Raw genomic sequence first — 19825 nt, forward strand, 5'->3', positions numbered from 1 at the left:
CGTTCCTGTTCTCCTACGGCCAGCCGTGAATCGGCCTCGACCCTAGGAGCCCCCATGAGACTCAGAACGGTGACGGCAGGACCTGCCCTAGCTGTTTTAGCCGCGGCGACCCTGGCGCTCAGCGCCCAGCCGGCGGCGGCCTCGACCGGCGTGCGACCGTCCGGCTCATCCATGCCGGCTTTCAGCGCTTCCCTGTTGGCCGCCCCGCCACCTGTCAATGTCAACAATGTCAACGCCCACCTGCAACAACTGCAGACCTTCGCCAGCAACAACGGCGGCAACCGAGCCACCGGCACGGCCGGTCACACCGCAACGACGACGTATCTGCAGCAGAAGCTGCAGGCGGCCGGCTTCACCGTCACCGTGCAGACCTGCACCACCTGCAACGGCTCCGCGAAGAACATCATCGCCGACTGGCCGGGCGGCAACACCAGCAACACCTACATGTTCGGCGCCCACTCCGACAGCGTGTCGGCCGGGCCGGGCATCAACGACGACGGCTCGGGCTCCGCCACGCTCCTCGAAGCCGCGCTCCAGATGGCCGCGAACAACCCGACCATGACCAACCACCTCCGCTTCGGCTGGTGGGGCGGTGAGGAGCAGGGGCTGATCGGCTCCAAGTTCTACGTCAACTCGCTGACCACGGCCCAGAAGACCGCGATCAAGGCGTACGGCACCTTCGACATGGTCGCTTCCACCAATGGCGGCTACTTCGTCACCGGCACCGACGCGATCGCCGTGAAGCTGCGCGAGTACTTCACCTCGATCAACGTACCCACCGAGACGTCGACCGAGTGCTGCAGCGACGACGGCTCGTTCCGCAACGCGGGCATCCCGTCGTCGATCAACTCCACCGGGGCCAGCTTCACGAAGACCAGCGCCCAGGTGACCAAGTGGGGCGGCACCGCCGGGCAGGCGTACGACTCCTGCTACCACAAGGCCTGCGACTCCTACCCGTCGAACATCAACAGCACCTCCCTGGGCCGCTGGGCCAATGCCGAGGAGTACGCCCTCTGGACCCTCACCACGGGCACTTCGACGGCCAACGACTTCTCGGTGTCGCTCAGCTCGAACGCGGGCGCGGTGAACCCGGGCTCCTCGGCCACGACCACCGTGAACACCGCCACCACCTCCGGCAGCGCGCAGACCGTCACGCTGACGAGTTCCGGTGCTCCCGCCGGTGTCTCGGTGAGCTTCAGCCCGGCGTCGGTCACGTCCGGTGGATCGTCGACCATGACCGTCGCGACCACCACGGCCGCCGCGCCCGGTTCGTACACCATCACGGTCACGGGAACGGGTTCCGCGAGCCACAGTGCTTCGTACACGCTGACGCTCAACGGGACCGGCGGGTGTACGGGTGCCGGCCAGAAGCTCGGAAATCCGGGCTTCGAAACCGCAACGACACCGTGGACCGCTTCGGCCGGAGTCATCGGCGCGAACACCGGCGACGGCTCGCCGCGAACCGGCACCCGCGACGCGTGGCTCGCCGGCTACGGCTCGACCCACACCGACACCCTGTCCCAGTCGGTGACCCTTCCCACCGGTTGCAGCGCCTACACGCTGTCGTTCTACCTGAAGATCAGCACCGCGGAGACGACCACCACCAGCCAGTACGACAAACTGACCGTGCAGGTCGGCACCACCACGTTGCAGGTGTTCTCCAACCTCAACGCCAGTGGGTACACCCTGCGCTCCTACAATCTGGCCGCCTTCGCCGGGCAGACCGTCACCCTCAAATTCACCGGGGCTGAAGACTCCTCGCTGAAGACGTCCTTCGTCATCGACGACACCGCGCTCACCGTCAGCTGACAGCAACCGGACGATGCCGCAGGCCGGCCACCCTGCGGCATCGAGCCGGCTCCTCGTGGCTCATTCGATCCGCTGCCACCCAGTGGAGCCCGGGCGCCACGGTCATCGCGACGCCGCCCACTGCTCGAAGGTGACCTTCCCGCTGCGGAAGTCGCCGGTCGGCAGCACGCCGCCGTTCGCCATCGCCTTGCCGACGGGCACCGTCAGCACCAGTTTGCCCTTGGCCAGGCGGCGCATCATCGAACCCATCTTCAGCACCTCGGGGCCGGCCAGCTCGGTCGCCCGGCCCTGGGGCGGGCCTTCGGCCAGGCGTACGAGCTCGGCGGCGACCTCGACGGCCGCGACCGGCCGGCTCAACATCAGCGGTGCCACCTTCACCGGGCCGGGCACCTTGTCGAGCATCTGCGCCGCGAACTCGTGGAACTGCGTCGCCCGCAGGAGCGTCACCGGGATCGGGCCGGCCAGTGCCAGCTCCTCCTGGCGGCGCTTGCCGATGTAGTAGCCCGAGTCGACCCGGTCGACCCCCACGATCGACAGGAGCACGTGATGGCGTACGCCCGCCCGCTCCTCCGCCGCCAGCAGGTTGCGCGTCTCGGTCTCGAAGAACGCCACCGACGCCTTGCGGCTGAGCGTCGTCACGTTCGCCACGTCGATCACGACGTCCACACCGCGCAGCGCGTTGTCGAGGCCGACTCCCGTCATCAGGTCCACGCCGTCCGACCGGGAGATCACCACGACCTCGTGGCCCCGCTCGCGCGCCCGCTCGACCACCAGCTTGCCGACCCAGCCGGTCCCTCCGGCCACCGCCATCCTCATCGCCGTTCATCCTCTCGTCGCTTCGGTAACTAAGACCGGGACCAGGGGCAGTACGTGACAGGTCACGGCCCGCTGAGCGGGGCCGTGCAGCACTTCTACTGCCTGACCGAGCCCAGCAGCAAGCCCTGGAAGGTGTCGCGGCCGGCGTGTCTCAGTTCTCGAGGACTGGGAACAGGCCGCTTGGCTGAACCGGAACGGGTCGGGACCCGTACTCCACATTGGATGTCGACAGGTCCTACCTCTCACCCAGAGGGCCCGCCCGTCATCTGCCCGATTGAGGTCACATGCGAAGAAAACCGAGGTCCATTCGTTCGAAGATCGTGCTTGCTCTGCTGGTGCCGGTGGTCGCGCTGACCGGGCTGTGGGTGATCGACGTGAAGGCTTCGTTCGCCGACGCGACGGCGTTGCGAGACACGTACAACACGCGGGACAACGTGACCCTGCCGTGCGATCGGATGGTGGCCGCCCTGCAGCGCGAGCGCACCCAGTCGGCGGAGTTCCTGGCCACGTCCGACGGCGACGTCGGCGCGCTGCGTACCCAAAGGGCGGCGACCGACGCGGCAATAGCGCAATTCCAGAACCTGTCCCGCCGTTATCGCGGGAGCGGAGTCTCCGCCGAGATCACCCGGGCGCGGTTCGCGGACATGGCCACCAGTCTCGACTCCTTGACCCTGATGCGGGCCCGGGTCGACGCCAGGGATGCCACCCTGACCTCCGCCCTCAGCGGTTACACCAGCATCATCGGGTACGCGTTCAGTGTTTCGAACGCGGCCGCGGCCTCCAGCGACCCACTGGTGGAACGGGTCATGCGCACCATGGTCGCCATGCGCCGGGCCGGGGAACTGCTCTACCAGGAGGACGCCCTGCTGACCGGCGCCACCGTAGCGGGTCGCTTCGGCACCGGGGAGTATTTGCAGCTGATCCAGATCGTCGGGGCGTTGCGTTTCCAGATTCCTACCGCCGGCTCGACTCTGCCGGCGCCCGATCAGGCGCTGTTCAAGAGCATGCTCAGCGGTCCCGCCTTCGCGGCGCTGCGATCGGCCGAGGACCAGATCATCGGGAAGGGACGTTCCGGTGGGTCGGTGGAGATCACCAGGGAGGTCTGGAGGGCGACTTCGACCCCGGCCATAGGTCAGTTGTTCGCCTTCATGGCGGACGGCTACGACCACGCCGTCGAGTTCGCGAAAGACGCTCGTGACCGGATCCTGACCCGTTTCGGCGTCTCCGGGCTGCTCGGCCTGCTCGCCATCGTGGTGTCGCTGATGATCGCCGTGCACATCGGCGGCTCGGTCGTACGGCGGCTGTTCCTGCTCCGGACGGCGGCCACCGAGCTTGCCCGCCAGCGGCTGCCGGAGCTGGTCCGGCGGCTGCGGGCCGGTGAGCGCATCGACGTGGACGGCGGAGCGCTGCGCCTGCGCCTGGGTGACGACGAGATCGCGGAGGTCGGCGCCGCACTGACCGACGTGCACCTCAGTGCGGTCGAGTCGGCGGCCGCGGAAGCGGCTGTGCGGTACGACATGAACAAGGTCCTGGTCAACGTCGCTCGGCGCAACCAGGCGCTGCTGGACCGCCAGATCGAGGCACTCGGTCCGGTGGACGGTGTTGACACCCGCGCGTACCAATTGGCCGTCCGGATGCGCCGGCACGCAGAGCATCTGGTGATCCTGGCGGGCTCCGCGCGGAGCCGGCGCGGGCTCGGCGCCGAGTCGCTTGCCAAGATCCTCGCTCGGGTGGCCGGCGAGATGGAGCACGCCGAACGGATCGCCATCGGACCGATCGCGGACGCGGAGGTGCCCGAGCACGCCGTTACCGACCTCGGCCATCTGACCGGCGAGCTGCTGGAGAACGCCACCACTTTCTCTGCGCCGGATACGTCGGTGCGCTTGTCGGCCCGGCGGGGACCGGACGGGATCGTGGTGGAGATCGAGGACCGCGGGATCGGGATGTCGCCCGCCGCGGTCGAGGAGACGAACCGGAGACTGGCGCAGCCGCGGGAGTTCGACCCTGCCGAAAGCGCCCGGCTCGGCCTGCTCGTGGTGGCGACCCTGGCCGCCCAGCACGGGATCGGAGTGACGCTCGGTCCCGTCGGCGGGGGCGGCATCCGCGCGGTGATGACCCTCCCTGCGTCGTTGGCCGTCCCGACCGACGACGCGGCGCCGGAGGTCGCTTCGACGAGACGGTCGGACGCCTCCCGGCTCGTCGGGATGGCGGTACGGACCGGCCGTCGACCTAGGCACGCCGCGGCACAGACCGACCCGGTGCGGTAATCGAGTCACCACGGGCGGGTATCGTCCCCTATCGGCGCAGTGGCGCGCGGAGGGGGCACGATGGCCGTCCTGGGTGTTCTTTCCCCGTTCCTGGGCGGGTGGTACTTCGGCGCCGTGCTCGAAGGGATCGCGCGGGCCGCGGCCGACGCCGGCGCCGCGGTGGTCGCCGTGCAGACGCTGGACGCGGGCACCGACCAACTGGAGCTGACCGAGCCGCCGCACCCGCCGTACCCCCTGGCCTGGGATCACGTCGCCGGCTTCGTCGTGATCGTGAACGCGGCGAGCGCCAAGTACCTGCACGAGATCCAGGCCACCGGCCGGCCGGTCGTCGTGGTCAGCCATGAGTTCCCCGAGCTGGACTGCCCGACCGTCTTTCCCGACAACCGGGTCGGCGTGCGGGCCGCGGTCGAGCATCTGATCCGGCACGGGCACCGGCGGATCGCCTTCGCCGGCTTCATGGGCGCGCTCGACCAGCTGGAGCGGTACGAGACCTACCGCCGGACGCTGCGGGAACACGGCATCGAACCCGATCCGGAGCTGGTCTACGAGGCCGCCGACAACCAGGAGGCCGGGGGAGCCGGGGCGGCCCGCGGGATGCTCGCAGCCGGGCTGCCGTCCACAGCGGTGGTGGCCGGCACCGACCTGAACGCGATGGGCATCCTCCGGGTGCTGGCCGGCGCCGGCTGCCGGCTTCCCGAGGACCAGGCCGTCGTCGGCTTCGACGACCTCTCGGACGCGTCGTTCACCGAGCCACGCCTGACCACCGTGCGGCAGCCGTTGTTCCAGGTCGGCGCCACCGCGGCGGAGGTGCTGCTGGCGGCGATCGACGGCACCGGCGGGCCACCGGCGCGCCACGAGGTCGCGACGGAGCTGGTGGTGCGTGAGTCCTGCGGCTGCCCCGGCTCGGTCGGTGAGGCGTCATTGCGGGCCGAGGGGCAGTCGCAGTACCGGGAGCGCACCCGGTTGCAGCGCTCTCTCAGCAGCCAGTACGACATCAGCCTCGACCTGTTGCGCAGTCACGAGGAGGATCCCCGGCAGCTGGGCTGGCTGCGCCGTACCTCGGCTCGGGCCGGCTGTCTCGGGCTGTGGACTGCCGGCGGCGACGCGAGTCTCGAGATAGCGGGCCATTTCCCGCCCGCTGCATCGCTTCCGCCGGTCACGGCCAGTGGGTTCCCGCCGGCGGGGATCCTGGACGCGGCCCGCGCCGAGCCCGGCTCGCTGACCTTCGTCGTGCCCGTCCGGGTCGGCAACCGCGACTGGGGACTGCTCGCCACGGTCGACCGGGTCGACCTGCAAGCGGCCACCGGGCGCGAGCCGATCAACCAGTGGGCGGCGCTGCTGACGGTGGCGCTGGACTATCAGGCGGTGCTGCAAACCCTCCGCGAGCAGGAGGAGCAGTTGCGGGCGAGCGCGCTCCACGACCACCTCACCGGCCTGCCGAACCGGACCCACTTCCTGCAACTGCTGGCCGCAGCGATCGAGCGCGGCCCGGACGTGGCCGTGCTCTTCGTGGACCTGAACGGCTTCAAGCAGATCAATGACTCGTACGGGCACGCCGTCGGCGACCAGATCCTGGTGGAGGTCGCCGGCCGGTTGCGTGCCGAGCTCGGCGGCCACGGCACCGCGGGCCGCTTCGGGGGCGACGAGTTCCTGGTCCTGCTGGACGCGCTCGACGACGACCACACCCCGGAGACGACGGCCCGGCGGCTGCTGTCCGCGCTCAACCGCCCACACCGGCCGGACGGACGGCAGCTGGTGGTCTCGGCGAGCATCGGCGTCGCCCGGGCGCACCGCACGCCCTTCGCCGATGCGGATGCCCTGGTCCGCGAGGCGGACACGGCCATGTACCGGGCGAAGTCCCGGCGTACCGGCATCGAGGCCGGATCGGGTACGCCACAACGCTGACGTCGTCACCGGGTGCAGGCCGACTGGGCCCGCCGGGGGGCTCTGCGGTCAGGCGGCTGCAAGTCTTTGACACTCCCCATCGCGCTGGCCACAGAGTGGTCTCTACGCTGGGAGAATGAAGGTTCTGTCCATCCAATCGGCGGTCGCCTACGGTCATGTCGGGAATTCCGCGGCTGTGTTCCCGCTGCAGCGAATCGGTGCCGAGGTTGTTCCGGTTCCTACGGTGAACTTCTCCAACCACACCGGCTACGGCGCGTGGCGGGGGCCGCTCATACCGCCGCCGGATGTGGCCGAGATTCTGCTCGGTGTGCAGGAGCGCGGAGTATTTCCGCAGATCGACGCCGTGCTGTCCGGCTACCAGGGTGGGGTGGGCATCGGCGATGTCATTGTTGACGCCGTGCGGCGGGTGAAGGCCGCGAACCCTTCGGCGGTCTATGCGTGCGATCCGGTCATGGGCAACGCCAAGTCCGGATGCTTCGTCGCGCCCGAGATTCCCGTTCTGCTGCGGGATCGGGTCGTGCCGGTGGCCGACATCATCACTCCGAACCAGTTCGAGTTGGGGTTCTTGACAGACACCGAGCCGGCGAGCATCGATTCGACCCTCGCCTCGGCCGACCTTGCCCGTGCCATGGGCCCCTCGACCGTGCTGGTCACGAGCGTGGAACGCCCCGACCGGGAGGAAGGCACGATCGAGATGCTTGTCGTGGACAATGCCGGCGCCTGGCTCGTGAGCACCCCGCACCTGCCGTTCAAGGCGAACGGGTCCGGTGACGTCACGGCCGCGCTGTTCACCGCCCACTACGTTGCGACCAGGGATGCGGCGGTTTCGCTGGAGCGTACGGCCTCCAGCGTCTTCGATCTGGTCGAGATCACCTACCGGTCCGGCGAGCGCGAGCTCCAGTTGGTGCAGGCCCAGGAGTTCTACGCCAAGCCCCGCATGCAGTTCAACGCCAAGCAGGTGCGCTGAACCCAGGCCGGCGGAGTTGGTGGGGCGCGGGGGCTGAGACTATGGTTTGCGGCCGATCACGGCGCCGTTCGCCCCCGCCGCCTCGAACCAGACCGTGCGCACGTCGTGGAAGCCCAGGTCGCTCAGCCACGCGCCGTACTCGGCGGGTGTGTAGTTGCGGCCCTCGGTCTCGACCAGCATGTTGAGGCTCATCAGCGCCGCCGCCGGGGGACCGGTCCGCGCGTCGTTGACCAGCAGCTCGGCGATGATCACCCGACCTCCGCTCGGCAGAGCCGCCCAGCACTTCTGCAGGATCGCGCGGCAACGGTCCTCCGCCCAGTCGTGCAGGATCATGGACAGCAGGATCGTGTCATACCCGCCGGGCAGCGAGGGGTCGGCGAAGAAGTCACCGGCCACCGTCTCGATCCGCTCCGCCAGGCCCGCTTCCTTGACCTTTCCGTCCGCGATGTCGGCGACCTTCGGCAGCTCGTAGACCGTCGCGGTCAGGTCGGGGTAGAGCCGGCACAGTTCGATGTCGAACGCTGCCGAGCCACCTCCGACGTCGAGCAACCTGCGCTCACCGCTCAGATCGACGGCCTGGCCCAGCGCGCGGGCGGTGAACGTCGAGAGCGAGTGCATCGCCTCCCAGAACACCGCCAGCAGCCGGGGATCCTCATCGTCGAACATCGAGCTCTGCCGGTCCGGATCCCACGTGGTCGGGCGGTTCGTGCGGATCGCCTCGGCCAGCCTGCCCCACCCGGGATACAGCCGCTGGTCGAGCATCTGCACAAAGCCGCCGAAATAGTAGGGCTTGCCGCGGACCAGGAACTCCTCGGCCAGCGGACTGTTGACATAGCGGCCGTCGTTCTTCTCGAGCAGCCCGAGAGCGGCGCACCCGGTGAGCAGCATCCCCGCCGGTCGCTCTTCGATCGTCAGCTTCTCGGCAAGCCCTTCGGCCGTCGTGCCGGCCGTGCCGGACAGGCGGGAGAACAGGTCGAGCTCATGGGCTGCGGCGAGCGTCTTGAAGGCCCAGAAGCCGGTCGCCAATTGCATCAACGGGACGGGCGACAAGGCTCGATCGATGTCCGTGGTCATGAAAACCTCACTTCCGTACGGCGTACCGCAGATGGGTTGCCTGCGGTGTGGAGATGACGCCGAGCACCTCGAGTTGGGTCTGGTCGACGCCGAGGTGGTCGAACATCCGGGTGCCGTCGTGGAACAGCACCGGCACCAGATGGATGGACAACTCGTCGACCAGGCCGGCGGCGAGATACTGCTGGCTGGTCCGGGCGCCGCCCATGATGCAGACGTCCCGTCCGTCGGCCGCGGCCACCGCCTGATCGAGTGCGCTCCCCAGGCCGTCGGTGACGAAGGTGTAGACACCGTTCTCGGGGCTCGATTTCGGTGCCTCGTGGGTGAGCACGAACAGCGGACGGCGTGCGTCGCCCGACGGCCCGTCCGCACCCCACCAGGGCAGGGAGGTTTCGTACGTCTCCCGGCCGGCGATCGACGCGCCGAGTCCGGCCACCGCGTCTCGCAGCACCTTCGCGCCCTCGGCGTCGGCGAACGCCCAGTCCATCAGACGAAGCCCGCCGGGTCCCATCGGCTCCTCGGGCGTCCGGCCGGCAGCGGTCATGAATCCGTCGAGCGACATGGAGATGTCCACGACGACTTTGCTACGGGCAGCTGCCACTGTCAGTTCCCTTCCAGGATGAGGTCGGCGGCCCGCCAGGCGAGCGCCGAGACCGGGCCGTTGAGGTTGCCGGACACCATGACCGGCAGGACCGAAGCGTCGACCACGCGTAGGCCGCGCACGCCTCGGACGCGCAGCCGGGAATCGACCACGTCGTCGTCGGCCGGGCCCATCGCGCAGGTCGCGATCGCGTGATAACCGGCGGAACCGTACGTCAGAGCCGCGTCGAGAATTTCGCGGTCCGACCGGGACTCCGGGCCGGGCATCGTCTCGCCCTTGATGCGCGCCGCGAGTGGCGCCTGGGCGAACAGCCGGCGCACACCACGGACCAGGTCCACGGTCGTCCGGCGGTCGTGCTCGGTGGTCAGATAGCCGGGGTCGATGTCCAGCACCGCGTCCGGGTCGGCGGAGGTGATCGAGACCGAGCCCTCGCTTTCCGGGCGCAGCGCGAAAGCCACACAGGCCATTCCCGGTTCGCGTTCCACCTGCAACGCCTCGCCTGGCCGGTACGGACGCAGCGAGAACGGCGCAATCTGAATCTGCGCATCGGGACGATCAAGACCATGACGCGTACGGAAGAAGCCGACGACATTGAAGGACGGCGCGCCGAGCGGGCCGCCGCCGCTCGTCAGCCATTCCCGCATCGCTGCCGCCCGGCCCTCCTCGGGCTCCAGCAGTCTGTTGTATCCAACATCCTCGACCAGCCGGAACTGGAGCATGGCGACGCGGTGCTCACGCAGGCGGCCGCCGACGTTGGGGCTGTCCACCACGACCTCGACGCCGGCCGAGCGCAGCGTTTCGACCGGCCCGATCCCGGACCGCTGGAGGATCGCCGGAGTCGAGATCGCACCTGCGGCCAGGATCACCTCGCGGCCCGCTGCCTCGAACGGGCGCCCGTCACGCCGGCCCTGGACGCCGACGGCCGCGCCGCCGTCGAGGACGACCCGGTCGACCGTCGTCCGTACCGAGACCGTGAGGTTCGACCGGTCCTCGACCGGGTGCAGGAAAGCATCCGCCGCGCTGTGCCGCCGGCCGTCGCGGATCGTCGCCATCGCGTACCCGATGCGCTCGTCGTCCGTCTCGTTGTAGTCCTCGCTCCGGCGCCAACCCAGCGATTCCCCCGCCGCGATCACGTCCTCGAGCAGCGGATCGCCGACCGCGGCGGACACGTGCAACGGCCCGCCGGCACCGCGGGTGGCGGTGGCGCCGAGGTCGTGGTCCTCGATCGCGATGAAGGCCGGCAACAGGTCATCCCAACCCCAACCGGCGTTCCCGAGCGCTTCGAGCTCGTCGTAATCGGCGCGGCCGCCACGGTTGTACACCAAACCGTTCACCGAGCTGGACCCGCCGAGCGTGCGACCCCGGACCCAGACCTCGCGCTGCCCCGCCGGATCGAACGGACGGATCGGATAGTGCCAGGCAATTTCCGGGTCGCCGAGCAGCTCGGCATAGCCTCTGGGCATCGCGATCAGCGGATTGGTGTCGTGGTCGCCGGCTTCGATCAGCAGCACGGTGGTCGCCGGCTCGGCGGACAGGCGCCGAGCCAGCACACAGCCGGCCGGCCCCGCACCGACGACGACATAGTCGAATCTTTCCATCACAACCTCTTGTGGTAGATCACGGACCATCCGGCTCGACTGGCCACCGCACCGTTCCCGCGAGGAGGCCGGCGTGCACGGCCCGCAGGTCGGACGTGGGATCCGTCCCCAACTCCTCCGCCAGACGCGCGCGGATGATCTCGTACTGGGCAAGCGCCTCGCCCGGCCGGCCGGCGCGAGAAAGCAGAACGAGCAGCCGCGACCACAGCGATTCCCTCAGCGGGTGCAGAGCCGTGAGTTCCCACAGCTCGGCCAATCCCTCGCCACGGCCCTGGACCAGGTCGAGGTCGACTCGCGCCTCGATGGCGGCCAGCCGACGCTCCGTCAAGCGGGGAGCCACCACCGACTCCAGCCACATGGAGCGCAGATCCTGAAACGGATCTCCTTGCCACAAGGCCAGCGCCGCCTCCAAGCGGCGGCGACGTTCGTGCACGTCATCGACGGCATCGAGCCCGTCGAGCAGATGCCCGAACTGCAGCACGTCCACCCTCTCCGGCGGAGTTTCGAGCGCATAGCCGTCGGGGCGGGTGCCGATCAGGTGCTCACCCAGCACTCCACGCAGACGAGTGACGTAGGTGTGCAGGCTCCGCCGGGGGTGGTCAGGCAGATCATCGCCCCACATCGCCATCGCGAGCCGGCTGTTCGACACCGGCCGGCCCGCCTGCAACGCCAACGCGGCGAGCAGCACGCGCAAGCGACCGGCTTTCGGCTCGGCCGCTGCTCCGCGGACACTCACGTGCATGGGACCGAGCAGGCTGATTCTGAACGCCGTACGTTCGGCGACTACTCCGTCGGTAATGCTGCCCGTCATTGCCCCACGTACACCCCCCGTCACGCTCATCATCGCGGCTCTTGAAGCACACCTGAGCGACGCTACGGTTCGAATGGACTGGCTTCCAGGTCCAAGTTCGCGCGAACCGACCAGACCAAGGCACCCGGCCGATGCCTCTGCCTACCGGCCGCGGTCCGGTGCCTCACCGAAAGCGGGCGGTTCATTGCGGAGGTGCTCGTCGCGGAGCGGCCCGGGCGTGGCGTTCGGGTCGTCCGACGGTGCGTCGTCCGCCGCGTCGACCTGTTCGGCCACCTGGTCGAGGTCGATGCTGCCCAAAGCCTCGTACCCGGGCCTCAGCGCCTCCCAGTATTCCGGAATCGACATCAGCTGGGACGGGGTGGCGAGACCGTCGCGGAGTTGCTCGCCCATTTCGCGGAGCATCGGATCATCGCTTTCCGCCAACATCTTGACCACGAGGCGCCGGCGCATTTGGTCGTCGTGGAGCAGCGCGCGATAGCGCGAATTCTCGACCTTCGCGAGGAGCGCCTCGATCGTGACCGGGTCGTGCTCTCTGTGATCCATCGGGCCCTCCTCGGGTGTATTCAAGGCGGCGATCAACGCGGCACCGGCGGGACCGGGGGAAGCTCGGGAACGGGAAACTCACCGTCCACCTCGCCGAAATGTTGCAGCGAACTTTTCAGGGTCGATGTCAGCGTGTCGAACTTGGCGACGTAATCGATGATCTGGATGACGTCGTGGACCACACGGGCCACCTCGGCGGCGCCTCCGATGGCGGCGAGCGCGGCCAGCGGGAGCCCGATACCCGTGGCTGCGGATCCTCCTGCCGTTGCGCCGGCTGCCGCCGCGAAGATGGCCGCGTCGGCGATGCCGCTGAGCAGCGATCCGATCGTTTCAGCCAGGTCGAATGCCCCCCGCGCGGCCTCGCTGTACATCTTGCCGAGGCCGTCCAGGGTGGATGCCGAGGTGTCGAGGGTCTTCGCCATCTTGAAGAAGTACGCGGAGGCGGCGTCGCCGGCGTTGCCCATCCAGACCGATCGGATGCCCTGGGCCGTCCACGCCAGATTGGTTGCCACGTCTCGAAGGCACCACTCCAGCTGATTCAGCACGTGCCCGAGGCGGGCCATCCCCGCCCAGTCGCCGCAGATCGGCTTGAGAACGACCTCGTACGGATCGTATGCCCGGTCGCACATTCCGATTTTCGAGGCGAGCTCGGTCACTTCGTAGATCGCGGTGCGGAGCGAGGCCGCGGGAGAGATCATGTCATGCCATTTCGGCTGGTAGTCCAGGCCGTATGCCGAGTCGTCGAACGAAACGTGGCCGAGCCGGCCCCGGGGTTCCCGAACATCGTGCAGCGGGATCAGGTCCCGGTTGTTGGGGCCGGGCTGAGGCGCAGGCGCGTCCTTGCTCTCCGCCGCCACGTTCACGCCGGGCATCGTGGCGTCAATCTTCTCGGCGCCGGCCTGATCGGTGCGCGCGTAATAGTTGCGGGCATCCGTTATCGCGTCCGCCGCTGCCGGCAATGCGTTTTGCCCGGCGTTGTTGAGGAAAGCGAGAACACTCCACCTGATCCGGTTGCTCTCATCTTGGACGATGTTGATGATCCCGTCCAGTATCCAGACGATCTTCCCGTTGTCCTCGAAATGGTTCCTGGCCGCGATGACATCGTCCGCGGCGCTCCGGACCATCCTTTCCGCGGCGGTCAAACCGTCGGTCTCGACGTACAAAGTCATCTGGGCTCGTCACCTCAAACGGATATTCGACAGGCCATGCGCGTGAATGCTACAAAACGCCCCTTTCATTTCGCCTTCATCGAGCTGATCTCAGCGATGCGAACGAGACCAGCGTGGGGTCGACTGCCGATGGCTTCACAGCGGCGACTTGTCCCCGACGAGCGCCTCGTCCGGGTCGCGTTCGGGCGTGGGCGGCACGCGCGCCCCCAGCAGCGTGTACGTGTGCTGCCTCCCGTGCACCGCCGCCGCCACGGCGAGCGCGGCGCCGGCCACTTCCCTCTGAAACTGCCATCTTCCCCTCGGAAACAGCCGCATTTCCGTCAGAAGGTTGTTCGGCAATCGGTGAAGTTCAATGCTGGGCCCTGTTGTGAACCGACACCCGATCAGCCCACGGGGGGATCCCATGGCACATCGTGTTCGTTTCAGCAAACTGCTCGGTGCAGCGGTCGTTGCCGTGCTCGGCCTGACCGTCCTGACGCCAACCGCGGCGTCGGCGCAGTCGGCAGCCCCACCCAACGCTGTCCTCGCCTGGAATATCCACGCCCAGACCGCCATCTACGAGGTCGCCCGGCAGTCGCCCACCGCGGGGAGCCGCAGCTTCGCCATGGTGCAGGGCGCCGTTTACGACGCGGTCAACGCGATCGCCGGGGCCCCGTACGAGCCGTATCTGGTCGCTCCCCGCGCCCACCGCGGCGACTCGACTCCCGCGGCCGTGGCCACCGCGGCCTACCGCGTACTCCTCTCGCTCTTCCCGGCTCAGGCGGCCGCGCTGCGCGCGCAGTACGACGAAGCGCTCGCCGTGACCTCCGAAGGCCTCCCGAAGCGCAGCGGGATCAGGGTCGGCGAGGCCGCGGCCGCAGCCATGATCGCGGACCGCCGCAACGACGGCGCGTTCTCCGACGCAACCTGGCCGGTCGGCACCGCCCCCGGCGCGTACCGACTGACTCCGCCCGGATTCGTCCAGGCCGGCGCCTGGTACCCCTTCCTGAAGCCGTTCGCCGTCGACAACCCCGCCGCCTACCGCGTCCCCGGACCGCCGGCCCTGGCCGGCGCCGCCTACGCACGCCAGCTGAACGAGGTCAAGTCGCTCGGCTCGGCCACCAGCACCACCCGCACAAGGGACCAGACCGAAGCGGCGACCTGGTGGGACGACTACCGGCAGGTGGAGTGGTACATCAAGCGCGGCGTCGCCACCGACCACCGGTTGAGCCCGCTGGAGACGGCGCGCATGCTGGCGATGGTTGACGTGTCCACCGCCGACGCGTTGATCTCCTGCTACGGGCAGAAGCGATACTGGAGTTTCTGGCGGCCGGTGACTGCGATCCCGCTGGCAGACACCGACGGCAACCCCGCCACCGTCGCCGACCCGGCCTGGACGCCGCTGCGCGTCACCGCGCCGTCGCCGGAGTGGCCATCAGGACATGCCTGCTACACCTCCGCGATAATGACCGCTCTGCGGAAGTTCTTCGGCCGCGACGACTTGTCGTTCAGCGCCTACAGCGCTGACTCCGGCACCACCCGGCACTTCGACAGCCTCTCCGCGGCCCGGGCCGAACTGATCGAGGCACGGATCTGGGCCGGGGTGCATTACCGCGGCGCGACCGTGAACGGTGACCGTCTCGGCGAAACGGTCACGCGTGAGGTCCTCGCCAAGGAATTCGGCCGCCGCCGCTGACCGTGGGTGAGTCAGCGCGCTCGTCGGCGCGGTTGCTCAGCTGGTCGCGAAGGCTGGTGACTTGAATGCGCGGGTGGACGACGGTGAGGTGAAGCCCTTCGCGATCAACCACATCGGCAGGAACACGGCCTCGAACAGTCCACCGGGGACGAGCAGCATCAGCCCGGGCCCGTCGTTCATGCCGAGAACGCCCAATAGGTCCAGGGGCACGCCCAGCGAGAGGCAGGCGTATCCCACGATGCCGAGGATCGCGATAGGCCGAGGGACCAGCCGTGAGATGAAAAGCAGGTACGTGAGGATCAGGCCGCCAACCCCTGTCGGTACGTAGACCCACAGCAGTTGGTTCGGAAATTCCTGCAGTTGTTTGAGCAGGTAGAGGCCGCATGCGGCGGATACGGTGAACTCGACGATTCTGAGCACGGGGTACCAGAACGCCAGTCTTTTGTCGACGTCCTTCAGGACCCGATACATGAGCAGGCCGATCCCGACGACGGCGACGCCGGACGACATCATGAGCAGAACGCCGGCAGTCAGCGGACTTCGTCCGGTGTCACCGTCGGTGAATGCTTGGATCAATGAGGTGCCGACCATGGCGGTGGCCATCTGGACGAAAAAGAGAACGCCGACGGTGGCCGCGATCATCCTTCTTGACATGACTCTCCTTGAAGTGGAGTGCGGCGGTTCACAGGGTGATGACGACCTTGCCGCGGACGGCGCCGGCTTCCAGGTGGCGCATGGCGGTCGGTGCGTCTTCCAGCGGATAGGTCCGATCGATGCTCGGGGTCACGGAGCCGGCCTCGATGAGTTCCGCCAGTGTGATGAGATCGCTGCCACGTTCGTCGGCGATGGCCATGGCCAGTCGCTGCTTGATGAACGGCGACAGGGCCAGCGCCCGGAACTGGCGGTTCATGCCGCCGCTGAAGTCGCCGCCCTGCTCGCCGCCGACGATCACCGCGGTGCCGGTGGATGCGAGCGCACGCCGTAGCCGCGACAGCGTGGGATTTCCTGCGATGTCGATGATCAGGTCGTAGCCGGGTGCACCGTCGGCGAAGTCCTGCCGGGTGTAGTCCAGGGCGTGCACGGCGCCGAGGGAGCGCACCAGCTCCAACTTCGTGGTGCTGGCTACGGCGGTGACCTCTGCGCCGAACGCCGCCGCGAGTTGCACCGCGTAGCTGCCGACGCCGCCGGACGCGCCGGTGATCAGAACCCGCTGCCCCGCCTGGACCCGGCCGACGTCACGCAACGCCCGCAGGGCGATGAGTGCCGACACCGGTACGGCGGCGGCCTGCGCGAAGGTGACGTTGACCGGCTTGCGGGCCAGCTTGTCGGCCCGGGCCACGGCGTACTCCGCGAACGAGCCTTGGCTGATCCCGTACACCTGGTCGCCGAGCGCGAACCCGGTCGTGTCGGGGCCGAGCGCGATGACGGTTCCGGCGACGTCGCGGCCGGGGACCCGGCGCTTCGGGCCGCGCAGGCCGCAGACGAGGCGCATCAGATACGGACGGCCGGTCATCAGGTGCCAGGTTCCTCGGTCGAGGCCGGCGGCGTGGACGCGTAGCAGCACCTGGCCGGCGGCCGGTTCGGGCCGGTCGATGCGGGTGAGGCGCAGCATGTCGGCCGAGCCGTACCGGTCCTGCACGATCGCCCGCATCGTGTGGTCGGTGGTGGCCGGGCCGGTACGGGCGGCGGATTGGTGAGCGGATCTCATGATGACTTCCCTCCGGTCCGGCGGGGCACTCCCACCGTACTAAGTACGAACGCTACGGTACTAAGTACGAACGGGCTATGGGTTGGGGTCAATCGTGAAAACAGACAGCGGCGGTCGCCCGGCACGGACGCCGCTCAGCCGCGACCGGGTGCTGCACGGCGCCCTCACGGTCGCCGACGCGGGCGGGCTCGAGTCGTTGACGATCCGCTCGCTCGCCCACGAGCTCGGCGTCAAGCCGATGTCGGTGTACTACCACGTCGCCAACAAGAGCGAGATCATCGACGGCATCGTCGACCTGGTCTTCAGCGAGATCGAGTTGCCCGCACCCGACGGCGACTGGCGTACCGGGATGCGTCACCGGGCGGCCTCGGCCCGCAATGTACTGCGCCGGCATCCGTGGGCGATCCCGCTGCTGCAGTCGCGCAGGAACCCCGGCCCGGCGACGCTGCGCCATCACGACGCGGTCATCGGCTCGCTGCGGTCGGCCGGTTTCTCAGTGGCGATGACCGCGCACGCATTCGCCCTGATCGACAGCTATGTGTTCGGGTTCGCGCTGTCCGAGTCGGCGCTGCCTATCAACGGCCCGGAAACGGTCACCGAGGTCGCCACGTCGATGATCCCGGCAGGCTTTCCCGACCTATACCCGCACCTGATCGAGTTCACCACCGAGCACATCCTCAAGCCCGGGTACGACTTCGGCGCCGAGTTCGACTACGGCCTCACCCTGATTCTCGACGCGCTGTCCGGGCCGGCTCCCCGAGGCGCCGCCGAAATCTCGTCCTCCTGAAGGCTGGGCCGCCTCCAGGCTTCTTGAATCGTGTGCGCCAGCTCGAGGCCGAAGCGGCGGAAGGGCCGAGGCTGCCTGATGGCCGTCCGCGGAGCGGCAGACGACACCGGGCGACGACGGCGACAGAGGGGCATCGACATGTGACAATGTGTTGCGCTGTGCGCCGCGTCGCGGGCAGCTGCGATCCAACCAGGGAATCCGGGGGCTTAGGTGATCGAGATCGAAGGTGCGTCCCAGGGCGTCGCCACCGTGTCCGGCCGCGGCGAGCAGGCTGCGGGCGGGGGCGCTCAAGGGTCGGCGGCGGCACCTGGCGCGCTGAAACGGCTGTGGTCTCGTCGCGAGTGGATCCTGCTGATCCTCGGCGGGCTGGCGCTCGCCGTGGTCCTGACCTGGCCGACGCTGCGCGACCCGCGGCACACTGTGCCGGGGGACATCGGCGATCCGACAATGTTCGCCTGGCAGGTCGCCTGGGGCGGGCACGCGCTGCTGCACGATCCCTTGCACCTGTGGGACTCGAACACGTTCTACACCGATCCGCATTCACTGGCCTTCACCGACGCCGTCGTCGGCTACGCACCGTTCGGCATGATCGGATCAGGCATGGACGCGGCCGTCCTGCGATACAACATTTTGTACGTCCTGCTGCATGCGCTCGCCTTCATCGGGGGATACGCCTTGACCCGCCAGTTGGGTGCGCACCCGCTCGGTGCGACGGTGGCGGGCGTTGCTTGGGCGTACGCACCGTGGCGGCTCGCGCATGACGGCCACCTGAACGTCATCTCCACCGGCGGCATCGCGCTGAGCCTTGCCATGATCGCTCGCGGCCACGGCTGGTCGTTGCGCGCCGGCCACCGCCCGGAACGGCACAGCCCGTGGTGGGCGCTGGCCGGCTGGCTGGTCGGCGCTTGGCAGGTCACCCTCGGGCTGGCCATCGGACTGGTTTTCGCGTACGTGATGGTGGCCGTCTGTCTTGTGGTCGCTGCGTGTTTCGGCTGGGCCTGGTGGCGGCGCGGCCGGCCGTCCTTCGGTCGGCGGCTGCTTGCCGCCGATCTGGTCGGCGGGTTGTGTTTCGCCGCTGCCGCGGCCTTCATGGGCCTCGCCTTCGCCCGCGTGGTGCAGCTCAACCCGCAGGCCGACCGCGGACTGGGCTGGACCGAGATGTATTCGCCGGCTTGGCGAGGCCTCGTCCTCGCGCCTGAGACGTCCTGGCTGTGGGGTACCCGGCACGCCGCGGCACGCTCGCACCTGCCCTGGGCGCCGGAGATGACGCTGCTGCCCGGCATCGCCTTGATCGTCCTGGCCGTGATCGGGACGTTCATCTCGATCTTCCGGGTCCGCCACCGGATCCTGCTGGCCCTCGGCATCCTCGGGGCGGTGCTGCTGACGCTCGGCGCGACCCTGCCCTGGCACGGTGACCCGGGCTATCTGACACTCTCCAAGCACCTGCCGGGCTGGGCGGCACTGCGCACACCCGGGCGAATGACGATGTGGACCACGTTGTTGCTGGCCATCCTCGCGGCCGGTGCGGTCAGTGAATTGGTCGCCGGTGCGCGAGCCACGGCGCCCTGGCCCGCGGCCGGCACCGTGCGGTCGGGGCTGCTGGCCCGCGGAAGATTCGTCGCGCTGCGACTTGCCCTGTTGATCCCGCTCGTGCTGGTCGTCGCCGAAGGGATCAACCGGACCCCGCACCCCGAAGTGCTGCGATATCCGGCCGCGATGAGTGCCGCGCAGGAGCCGACCCTGGTGCTGCCGAGCGTTGGCAGTCTCGAGATGTCCATCATGCTCTGGTCCACGAACGGGTTCCCGCGCATCCCCAACGGCGTGGTCAGCTTCGTCCCGGCCGGCCAGGAGCGGATCCGCTCGGTCAGCATGACATTTCCGGACCCGGCGAGCATCGCTGCGCTGCGGTCGGCGGGCATCAGATCGGTCGTCGTCCTGCCCGAGTGGCTGGGCGGAACCGCGTGGGAGGCCGTGCCCGGTCGCCCGATCGACGGCCTCGGCATCTCCCGTGAGCAGATCGACGGCGCCATACTTTACCGACTCGGGTGACGGCCTTGGTGAAGATGGACATCAAGGCAATCCCGCCCGGCCACGGCAG

17 protein-coding genes are annotated in these 19825 nt (G+C 68.8%); 7 read left to right on the plus strand and 10 right to left on the minus strand.

The window, feature by feature from the left end:
* Window positions 1–54: 54 nt before the first annotated feature.
* Window positions 55–1809: a M28 family peptidase gene (locus tag ACIA5D_RS45175; protein WP_396036847.1), complete on the plus strand. Its 1755-nt coding sequence runs from the start codon at window positions 55–57 to the stop codon at window positions 1807–1809.
* 102 nt (window positions 1810–1911) lie between these two features.
* On the opposite strand, the gene ACIA5D_RS45180 is transcribed toward ACIA5D_RS45175, so the two are convergent.
* Window positions 1912–2625: an SDR family oxidoreductase gene (locus tag ACIA5D_RS45180; RefSeq protein ID WP_396036848.1), complete on the minus strand. Its 714-nt coding sequence runs from the start codon at window positions 2623–2625 to the stop codon at window positions 1912–1914.
* Between the two features lie 320 nt (window positions 2626–2945).
* Here ACIA5D_RS45180 and ACIA5D_RS45185 point away from each other — a divergent pair, with 320 nt between their 5' ends.
* The 3 genes from ACIA5D_RS45185 (at window position 2946) to pdxY (ending at window position 7764) form a co-directional block, all read left to right on the plus strand.
* Entirely contained in the window at window positions 2946–4892 is a 1947-nt protein-coding gene (locus ACIA5D_RS45185; protein ID WP_396036849.1) for a nitrate- and nitrite sensing domain-containing protein, read from the plus strand.
* Between the two features lie 60 nt (window positions 4893–4952).
* A complete protein-coding gene (locus ACIA5D_RS45190) occupies window positions 4953–6797 on the plus strand; it encodes a diguanylate cyclase domain-containing protein (protein WP_396036850.1) in 1845 nt (614 codons plus the stop codon).
* Between the two features lie 115 nt (window positions 6798–6912).
* Window positions 6913–7764 carry a pyridoxal kinase PdxY gene (gene pdxY, locus ACIA5D_RS45195; RefSeq protein WP_396036851.1) on the plus strand — a complete coding sequence of 284 codons (852 nt, stop codon included), beginning with the start codon at window positions 6913–6915 and terminating at the stop codon, window positions 7762–7764.
* A gap of 39 nt (window positions 7765–7803) precedes the next feature.
* Here the strand turns inward: pdxY and ACIA5D_RS45200 are convergent, their stop codons facing one another.
* The 7 genes from ACIA5D_RS45200 to ACIA5D_RS45230 all read right to left on the minus strand — a co-directional run bounded on the left by ACIA5D_RS45200 (window position 7804) and on the right by ACIA5D_RS45230 (window position 13872).
* Window positions 7804–8838, minus strand: a complete 1035-nt coding sequence (locus ACIA5D_RS45200; protein WP_396036852.1) for a methyltransferase — start codon at window positions 8836–8838, stop codon at window positions 7804–7806.
* Window positions 8839–8845: 7 nt separating this feature from the next.
* Window positions 8846–9409 carry a dihydrofolate reductase family protein gene (locus tag ACIA5D_RS45205; RefSeq protein WP_396036853.1) on the minus strand — a complete coding sequence of 188 codons (564 nt, stop codon included), beginning with the start codon at window positions 9407–9409 and terminating at the stop codon, window positions 8846–8848.
* A gap of 29 nt (window positions 9410–9438) precedes the next feature.
* Window positions 9439–11034 carry a GMC family oxidoreductase gene (locus ACIA5D_RS45210; protein WP_396036854.1) on the minus strand — a complete coding sequence of 532 codons (1596 nt, stop codon included), beginning with the start codon at window positions 11032–11034 and terminating at the stop codon, window positions 9439–9441.
* A gap of 19 nt (window positions 11035–11053) precedes the next feature.
* Window positions 11054–11845, minus strand: coding sequence for a BTAD domain-containing putative transcriptional regulator (locus ACIA5D_RS45215; RefSeq protein ID WP_396036855.1), 792 nt, complete (start codon window positions 11843–11845; stop codon window positions 11054–11056).
* 141 nt (window positions 11846–11986) lie between these two features.
* Window positions 11987–12424 (minus strand): hypothetical protein, encoded by a 438-nt coding sequence (locus tag ACIA5D_RS45220; protein ID WP_396036856.1) that lies wholly within the window; start codon window positions 12422–12424, stop codon window positions 11987–11989.
* Window positions 12421–13557 carry a hypothetical protein gene (locus ACIA5D_RS45225; protein ID WP_396036857.1) on the minus strand — a complete coding sequence of 379 codons (1137 nt, stop codon included), beginning with the start codon at window positions 13555–13557 and terminating at the stop codon, window positions 12421–12423. The genes ACIA5D_RS45220 and ACIA5D_RS45225 overlap by 4 nt, the downstream gene beginning before the upstream one ends.
* Window positions 13558–13692: 135 nt before the next feature.
* Entirely contained in the window at window positions 13693–13872 is a 180-nt protein-coding gene (locus ACIA5D_RS45230) for a hypothetical protein (RefSeq protein WP_396036858.1), read from the minus strand.
* Between the two features lie 88 nt (window positions 13873–13960).
* Between ACIA5D_RS45230 and ACIA5D_RS45235 the strand changes: the two genes are divergently transcribed.
* Window positions 13961–15232 (plus strand): vanadium-dependent haloperoxidase, encoded by a 1272-nt coding sequence (locus ACIA5D_RS45235; RefSeq protein WP_396036859.1) that lies wholly within the window; start codon window positions 13961–13963, stop codon window positions 15230–15232.
* Between the two features lie 36 nt (window positions 15233–15268).
* Here the strand turns inward: ACIA5D_RS45235 and ACIA5D_RS45240 are convergent, their stop codons facing one another.
* Complete coding sequence (locus tag ACIA5D_RS45240; protein WP_396036860.1) at window positions 15269–15886, minus strand: DUF4386 domain-containing protein; 618 nt, start codon at window positions 15884–15886, stop codon at window positions 15269–15271.
* A gap of 28 nt (window positions 15887–15914) precedes the next feature.
* Window positions 15915–16940, minus strand: a complete 1026-nt coding sequence (locus ACIA5D_RS45245) for an NAD(P)-dependent alcohol dehydrogenase (RefSeq protein ID WP_396036861.1) — start codon at window positions 16938–16940, stop codon at window positions 15915–15917.
* Between the two features lie 94 nt (window positions 16941–17034).
* Here ACIA5D_RS45245 and ACIA5D_RS45250 point away from each other — a divergent pair, with 94 nt between their 5' ends.
* Together ACIA5D_RS45250 and ACIA5D_RS45255 are read left to right on the plus strand one after the other, a co-directional pair.
* Window positions 17035–17727, plus strand: a complete 693-nt coding sequence (locus ACIA5D_RS45250) for a TetR/AcrR family transcriptional regulator C-terminal domain-containing protein (protein ID WP_396036862.1) — start codon at window positions 17035–17037, stop codon at window positions 17725–17727.
* A 315-nt stretch (window positions 17728–18042) separates the two neighbouring features.
* Window positions 18043–19776, plus strand: a complete 1734-nt coding sequence (locus tag ACIA5D_RS45255) for a hypothetical protein (protein WP_396036921.1) — start codon at window positions 18043–18045, stop codon at window positions 19774–19776.
* The last annotated feature ends 49 nt before the right edge of the window (window positions 19777–19825 follow it).

It is taken from the genome of Actinoplanes sp. NPDC051513, assembly GCF_044454685.1.
GTDB lineage: Bacteria > Actinomycetota > Actinomycetes > Mycobacteriales > Micromonosporaceae > Actinoplanes.